This is a genomic window from Actinomadura roseirufa (assembly GCF_900659635.1).
Lineage (GTDB): Bacteria > Actinomycetota > Actinomycetes > Streptosporangiales > Streptosporangiaceae > Spirillospora > Spirillospora roseirufa.
In genome coordinates, this window is sequence record NZ_CAACVB010000382.1 from 1 (window position 1) to 5,716 (window position 5,716).

At 76.2% G+C, this 5,716-nt stretch carries 1 protein-coding gene; it reads right to left on the bottom strand.

Translation table 11 applies throughout. The features are described 5' to 3' along the window. Window positions 1-5,716: type I polyketide synthase (locus tag E1291_RS38370; protein ID WP_131742953.1), on the bottom strand; the 5,716-nt coding region annotated here is incomplete at both ends.

The following is a 5,716-nucleotide window of genomic DNA, read 5'->3' on the forward strand; positions in this document are numbered from 1 at the left end:
CGGCGCGAACCCGCCCCGGCTCAGCCGCGCGCGCTCGGCGCCGGTGAGCCGCCCGGCCATGCCGCCGCCCTCCCACAGGCCCCAGGCCACCGAGAGGCCGGGGAGCCCGAGGGCGCGGCGGCGCGCGGCGAGCGCGTCGCAGTAGGCGTTGGCGGCGGCGTAGTTCGCCTGGCCCGCGCTGCCGATCGTCCCGGCGGCGGAGGAGAAGACGACGAACATGCCGAGGGGGAGGTCCCGGGTGGCCTCGTGCAGGTGGTGGGCGGCCGCCGCCTTGGTCCGCCACACCCGTTCCAGCCGCTCCGGGTCCTGCGCGGTGACCATCGCGTCGTCGACGATCCCGGCGGCGTGGATCACGCCGGTGAGAGGGTGCTCGGGATCGATGCCCTTCACCAGTTCGGCGACCGCGCCGGGATCCGTCACGTCCGCCGCCACGACCTCGGCCCGGCCGCCCAGCTCCGCCAGCCTGGCGACCAGTTCGGCCGCTTCCGGAGCGTCGGGCCCCCGGCGGCTGACCAGCGTCAGGTGCCGTGCCTGACCCGTGCGGACGAGATGCTCGGCCACCAAGGCACCCAGAGCACCGGTACCGCCGGTGATCAGAACCGTGCCAGCCGGATCGACCGGGGGCGGGACGTCCAGGACGAGCTTGCCGGTGTGACGGGCCTGACTCATGAACCGCAACGCCTCCCGCGCCCGGCCCAGCGGCCACGCCCGTATCGGAGCCGGACGCAGCGTCCCCGCCGCGAACAGCTCCGCCATGGAGGCCAGCATCGTGCCCACCAGGTCCGGTCCCGCGTCGGTGACGAGGTCGAAGGCGGTGTAGGAGACGCGCTCGTACTGCCCGGGGTCGCGGATGTCGGTCTTGCCCATCTCGACGAACCGTCCGCCGTCCTTCAGCAGCCGCAGCGACGCGTCGGTGAACTCACCCGCCAGGCTGTTGAGGACCACGTCCACGCCCCGCCCACCGGTGGCCTCGCGGAACTTCCCCTCGAAGTCCAGGTCGCGGGACGACGCGCGATGCGCCTCATCGACGCCCATCTCCTCCAGGACGGCGTGCTTGCCGGGACTGGCCGTCGCGAACACCTCGGCGCCCAGATGACGGGCTATCTGCACCGCCGCCATGCCCACGCCGCCGGTGCCCGCGTGGATGAGGACCGTCTCCCCCGCGCGCAGCCCGGCCAGCTCCACCAGCGCGTACCAGGCCGTCAGGAACACCACCGGAACCGCCGCGCCCTCGCGGAAGCCCCAGCCCTCCGGCAGGCCCACGACCATCCGCGCGTCCGCCACCGCCACCGGGCCGAACGCGCCCTCGAACAGCCCCAGGACGCGGTCGCCGGCCGACACCGACGTCACCCCGGCGCCGACCTCCGTCACCACGCCCGCGCCCTCGCTGCCGCGGAACACGCCGCCGCCCGGGTACATCCCGAGCGCGATCAGCACGTCGCGGAAGTTGATCCCGGCGGCGCGCACCGCGACGCGGACCTCGCCCGGAGCGAGCGGCTCCAGTGCCCGCGGGCACGGCTCGGCGGTGACGCCCTCCACCGTGCCGCCGCGTCCGGCGCCGAGCCGCCAGGCCGGTTCCCCGGCCGGGGGCGCCAGTTCCGCCGCCGCGCCGGCGTGGGCGAGGCGCGGCACGAGCAGGCGGCCGTCCCGCAGGGCCGCCTGCGGCTCGTCCAGGTCCAGGGCCCGCCGCACCGCGTCCGCGACATCGGCGGCGGTGTCGTCGGCATCAAGGAGGAGGAACCGGCCGGGGTTCTCCGACTGCGCGCTGCGCACCAGACCCCACACCCCCGCACCCGCGAGATCCGGATCGTCCGCCGACACCGCGCCGCGCGTCAGCAGCACCAGGCGCGCATCCGACAGGGCGGGCTCGGACAGCCATTTCCGAACCAGGGCCAGGACGTCCCGGACGACCTCCAGACCGTCCCCCGGCGGCACCGCGGTCAGCACCACCGACGGCACCTCACCGGCGGATACCAGGGCGGCCGGATCGGCGTGCACGGGAAGACCCGGCACGTCCGTCTCGGTGCCCAGTACGACCCAGCCGTCCGGGGGGCCGGGGATCGGGGGCACGGTCGGCAGCGGCGTCCAGTCCACGGTGTACAGGCCGCGTTCCCCGTGCCGTCCCGCCGCCCGCAGCTGCTCGGCGGAGGCCCGGCGCATGACCAGCGAGCCGACGCTGAGCACGGGCGCGCCGGACGGGTCGGTCACCGTCACCTCCAGGCCCGCGTCGTCCGGCCGCTCGGACGGGAGCGGGGAGAGCCGCACGCGGACGGACGTGGCCCCGCTCGCCCGCAGGGAGATCCCGTTCCACGCGAACGGGAGCCAGAGCCGTTCCTCGCCCGGCGCGCCGTCGAACCTGCCGGTGAGGAACACCGGGTGCAGCGCGGCGTCCAGCAGGGCCGGGTGGATCCCGAAGCCGTCCGGGTCTCCGGCGGCCTCGGGGAGGACGACCTCGGCGAGCAGGTCGTCCCCGCTGCGCCACACCGCCCGGAGGCCGCGGAACGCGGGGCCGTAGTCGTAGCCCCCGGCGGCGGCCCGCTCGTAGAACCCGGTGACGTCCACCGGTTCGGCGCCCGGCGGCGGCCACGCCCCGGACGGGCCGTCCCCGGCGGGGGCCGTGGGCCCGGGGGACAGCAGGCCCTCGGCGTGGCACACCCAGGCCACGCCGTCGTCCAGGTCGGGGCGGGAGTACACGTGCAGGTCGCGGCGGCCGTCCGCGGCGGCGGGGCCGACCACGACCTGGACGCGCAGGGCGCCCTCCTCCGGGAGCGTGAAGGGCGCCCGCAGCGCCAGTTCCTCCACGCCGCCGCAACCCGCGTCGTCGGCGGCGCGCAGGGTCCACTCGACGATGCCCGCGCCGGGCAGGAGGGCGGTGCCCGCGACGACGTGCTCGCCGAGCCAGGCCGCGTCCCGCCGCGACAGGCGGCCGGTCAGGACGCGGGCACCGCCGTCGGCGAGGTCCACGGCGGCGCCGAGCAGCGGGTGGCCGGCGGGGGTCAGGCCGAGGCCCGCGGCGTCCTCGGCCCTCGCCTCCGCGGACAGCCAGTAGCGGCTGCGCTGGAAGGCGTAGGTGGGAAGGTCCACGACGCGCGGGGCAGGGCCCCTGGAGAACCAGGGGTCCCAGTCGACGGGCAGGCCGGCGGTTCCGAGCGCGGCCAGGGCACGGGCCAGGGACGGGATCTCGGGGCGCTTCCGCGTCAGGGTGTGCAGGACGGGCGCCGGGTCGTCATGACCTTCGAGGGTGTGCTCCGCGGCGGCCGTGAGCACGGAGTCGGGCCCGACCTCAAGGAAGACGGCGGCTCCGGCGGCGGCGTGGGCCACGGCCGGGTGGAAGCGGACCGGCCGGCGGATGTGCTCGGCCCAGTAGGCGGGTGTCGTGATGTCGTCGCCCGCGGGCTCGCCGGTGAGGTTGCTGATCAGGGGAATGCGCGGTGGGTGGAAGGTCAGGCCGCTGATCGCCGTGGTGAAGTCGTCCAGGACCGGGTCCATCAGCGGGGAGTGGAAGGCGTGGCTGACCGGCAGGCGCCTGGTCCGGCGTCCACGTTCGGCCCATGCCGCCGCGATCCGCATGACGGTGTCGGTGTCGCCGGAGATGACGGTGTCGCCGGGTGAGTTCAGGGCCGCGATCGAGACGGCGGTGCCGTCGAGGTCCGCGGCCAGTTCCTCTTCGGTGGCCTGGACGGCGGCCATGGCGCCGCCGGGCGGGAGCGCGCCCATCAGGGTCGCGCGGGCCGCGACCAGGCGGCAGGCGTCGGAGAGGTCGAACACGCCCGCCAGGTGAGCGGCGGCGACCTCCCCGATCGAGTGGCCGATCACCACGTCGGGGCGCGCCCCCGACGACTCCAGCAGCCGCGCGAGCGCGATCTGCAGGGCGAACAGCCCGGCCTGGGCGTAGGTGGTGTGGTCGAGGAGGGTCTTGTCGTCACCGAACACGACGTCCTTGAGCGGACGTTCCAGGTGCGGGTCGAGCAGGGCGCACACCTCGTCGAACGCCTCGGCGTAGACCGGGAAGCGTTCGTACAGGCCCGCGCCCATGCCCAGCCGCTGGCTGCCCTGGCCGCTGAACAGGAAGACGAGCCCGCCCCGTCTCGCGGCCTCGGCCGGCCCGACCAGCCCGGGGTGGGCCTCACCGGCCGCGAGCGCCGCGAGTCCGGCGGCCAGTTCCTCGCGCGCCTCACCGACCACGGCGGCCCGGTGCCCGAACGCCGTGCGCGTCGTCAGCAGCGACCACGCGACGTCGACCGCGCGGGGGGCGGGCACGGCCGAGATCCGGTCGAGCAGCGCCGCCGCCTGGCCGCGCAGGGCCTCGGGGTCGCGCGCCGACAGGACCCACGGCAGGACGCCGGGCGCGTCGTCCCCCGGCTCCGGCTCGGCGAGGCCGGGGCCCTCCTCCAGGATCAGGTGGGCGTTGGTCCCGGAGATCCCGAACGAGGACACCGCGGCCCGGCGGGGACGGTCCGCCTCGGGCCACTCCACGGGCGCGGAGAGGAGCCGGACGGCGCCCGTCCCCCAGTCCACGTGCGAGGACGGCGCGGAGGCGTGCGGCGAGGGCGGCAGCGTCCGGTGCCGCATCGCCATGATCATCTTGATGACCCCGGCCACGCCCGCCGCCGCCTGCGTGTGCCCGATGTTGGACTTCACCGACCCCAGCCACAGCGGACGCTCCCCGGCGCGGTCCTGCCCATAGGTGGCCAGCAGCGCGCCCGCCTCGATCGGGTCGCCCAGCGTCGTCCCCGTCCCGTGGCCCTCGACGGCGTCCACGCCGGACGGGGTCAGGCCCGCGTTCGCCAGCGCCCGCCGGATGATCCGCTCCTGTGACGGCCCGTTCGGCGCGGTGAGCCCGTTGCTGGCGCCGTCCTGGTTGATCGCCGACCCGCGCAGCACCGCCAGCACGCGGTGGCCGTTGCGCTCGGCGTCCGACAGCCGCTCCAGGACGACCATGCCGGCGCCCTCCCCCCACCCGACGCCGTCCGCGGCGTCCGAGAAGGACTTGCAGCGCCCGTCGGGGGCCAGGCCGCGTTGCCGGGAGAACTCCACGAAGGTGTTGGGGGTCGCCATCACGGTCACGCCGCCCGCGACGGCGAGGGTGCACTCGCCCTGCCGGAGCGCCTGCGCCGCGAGGTGCATCGCCACCAGCGACGACGAGCAGGCGGTGTCCACCGTGAGGGCCGGGCCCTCCAGCCCGAACGTGTAGGCCACGCGGCCCGAGGCGATGCTCGGCGTGCTGCCCATCATCAGCCGGCCCTCGACGCTGCGCGGCACGCGGCCGAGGAACCTGCTGCCGTAGTCGTCGTACATGACCCCGGTGATCACGCCGGTCGGGGTGCCGCGCAGCGTCGCCGGGGGGATGCCGGCGTGCTCGAAGGCGGCCCACGCGGTCTCCAGCAGCAGCCGCTGCTGCGGGTCCATCGCGAGGGCCTCGCGCGGGCTGATGTCGAAGAACCCGGCGTCGAAGTCGGCGGCGTCGTACAGGAAGCCGCCCTCGCGCGTGTAGCTGCGGCCCGAGCGGGCGGGGTCGTCGTCGAACAGGCCCGGCAGGTCCCAGCCGCGGTCGGACGGGAACTCCCCGACCGCGTCGGCGCCCGCGGCGACCAGCCGCCACAGGTCCTCCGGCGAGCGGACGCCGCCCGGGTAGCGGCACGCCATCCCGACGATCACGATGGGGTCGGCGGCGTCCGCCACGGCGACCGGCGCGGCCACCGGCGCGGGCGCGGCC